2 protein-coding genes are annotated in these 2551 nt (G+C 55.9%); one reads left to right on the top strand and one right to left on the bottom strand.

Annotated elements, in window-relative coordinates:
- Positions 1-628: 628 nt before the first annotated feature.
- On the top strand, positions 629-2074 hold the full coding sequence (locus WBV42_RS18090; RefSeq protein ID WP_423987260.1) for a sugar transferase: 1446 nt from the start codon (positions 629-631) through the stop codon (positions 2072-2074).
- A 283-nt stretch (positions 2075-2357) separates the two neighbouring features.
- Here WBV42_RS18090 and WBV42_RS18085 read toward each other — a convergent pair.
- The coding region (locus WBV42_RS18085) for a hypothetical protein (RefSeq protein ID WP_423987259.1) at positions 2358-2551 on the bottom strand (194 nt) is incomplete at its 5' end.

Here is a 2551-nt window from a genome sequence, read left to right as displayed (position 1 = left end):
GGGCTGTGTGCGTCGGTATCGGAACGCTCGCAGTCCTCGGTGGCGTGTTCCTCTTTACCCTGTGATTCTCAAATTCCGATTATCGTATATCCGAGTCCGCACACGCCGAGAATGATTCCGATGGCTATCAACGCTTCATCCCTCGTCATCGTTTCGTTGTAGTATCTCGGTTCATCCAAGATAGCATTTATGTAATATCTATATCACGATTTTCGTCCGACGGTCCACCCGCTTCCACGCCCCTAGAGAACGAGGAGACCAATGAAGAGAAGCCACAAAACGATCGACAAGACCCCCGCAAGGAGGTACCCCTTCCAGAACGGGTAATATCCCGAAGACCGAGTAGTATCCACGTTCGCGTTCATGTCTTAATTACGAGGAACGGTGATGATCACTATTGTAATGATTCCTCTACGGATGTGTAGGGTGAGATTACCGAGTACATTCGCCCTCCCGTTTCGTGACCCTGATAAAACCGACTGGAGTCAACCCGTCCAATCATAACGAAGAATAACATATAAATATCTATCAAACTATTACTCTATTTATTATAATATATTCAAAAATGATTACAAGCGTTAATTGGACGTAGCATTTATGACTTTGTAATACCTAAGTCAGTTAAATAATGCCCTCCGGATTTCGTTATCGTTTCACGAGTATCACGGGAACGATCCTTTTCGTCTCCGTTGCGGTCGTCGTCGCCAATAGCTCCTCGATACAGGGGTTCGTAACGACTACGTTCCCAATAATCGACCAGCTCCAGGCGGTGCAACTGCCACCGACGCAGATCGGTATCGCCGGGCTCCTCACCGTCTTCGTCGTCACGGCGTGCCTTGCCCCGATGTACAAGCCGCGTCCGCGGCGGATACTCGACACCCTGTTCGTCACCGAAAAACGGCTCCTCATCGCAGTTCTCGGGCTCGCAACGATAGGCTACTTCGACTATACGTACCGGCTCCCGCGCTCGACGCTCATCATCGTCGCCGCGTTGCTCTGTGTTCTGCTCCCGCTCCTGTTCGTTACCATCCGCCGACGGCCGGTCATCAAAAACGATTGCCCCATCGTCATCGGGGACGACATCCGCTACATTCGGGACGTTCTCACCGTTATCAACACACCTGTTTTGGGGTACGTCTCGCCGTTGAGCGGGACCGAAATCACGGAGCGGGAACGAAAGCAAGTCGCCCCGGACGGTGGCATGGAACAGCCGTTGGCGGGCGTGGAACGGCTCGGAGGGCTCTCACGGCTTGAGGACGTTCTGCTCGAAAACAGCGTCGATACCGCCATCATGGCGTTTTCGACCACCGACCGAGCGGAGTTCTTCGGCGCGCTCGATACGTGCTACAAACACGGCGTCACCGCCAAGGCACCCCGCAGACAGATAGATAGCGTTCTCACCAAGGCGGAGGCGACGGAAGACGACGAACTCATCGAAATCGCGCTCGAACCGTGGGACTGGCAGGATTACCTCCTGAAGCGGTCGTTCGACATTCTGTTCGCAGCCAGCAGTCTCCTCCTGTTCGCGCCGCTCCTCGGCCTCATCGCGCTGGCGATCAAACTCGACAGCTCCGGTCCCGTGTTCTACAGTCAGGCACGAACCGCAGAGTTCGGCGGCACGTTTCAGGTGTACAAGTTCCGAAGTATGGTTACCGACGCGGAAGCCGAAACGGGCGCCAAAGTAAGCGAAGAGGACAGAGGGGAAGTCGACCCTCGCGTCACGCGTGTAGGACGAATTCTCCGACGGACACACTTGGATGAGATTCCACAACTGTGGTCGATTCTGGCGGGAGATATGAGCGTCGTCGGTCCACGGCCGGAGCGACCGGAACTGGACTCCGATATCGAGACGGGCGTCGTCGAATGGAGAAAACGATGGTTCATCAAGCCCGGGTTGACCGGTCTCGCACAGATCAGTGATGCCACCGGACACGAACCGGCCAAGAAACTCCGATACGACATCGAATACATCCGACGGCAGTCGTTCTGGTTCGACGTACAAATCGTGGTTCGACAGCTATGGGGAGTGGTCAGGGACGTCGGGGACCTCGTCAGTGGCGAAGACGAACAGTAGTTCGACTACACGTCGTCACGTCTCGTGTCGTTTCCACGAGTGTTTAACACCGGTCCTTCCCCGGTGCAGTCTTTTTCGCGTGAACTCCGCATCGGCTCTGTTAGCGTGAACTCCGCACCGGTTACGACGGCGTCACCCCCTTCTCGTTCGTCACTCGTCGTTCGTCGATGACGCCCCGTACCTCTGGGCGCGCCAAGCGCTCGTTTTCCGGATGCAGGAACGCACGACTCAGTGGACGAAGGAAGTGTATTCCGAAAAAGACGGGTCGAAAAGGGTCCGTTCGTTATCTCGCCCGGTTCACGGCCGTCAACAGGAGGAGCGCCGCGAAGCCCGCATACACCAAGCCGGAATCGGGACGGGTGACCGCGAGCGCAATGAATCCGACCGCACCGAGTAGGGAACACAGATACAGACTGACTGCTACCGTCGCTCGGATCCTCCGGGGTATCGTCTCGCCGAACAGTGTCAGCGTACCAC

It is taken from the genome of Haladaptatus sp. (genome assembly GCF_049589095.1).
Classification (GTDB): Archaea; Halobacteriota; Halobacteria; order Halobacteriales; family Haladaptataceae; genus Haladaptatus.
This window is presented reverse-complemented; position numbering and strand designations above follow the sequence as displayed.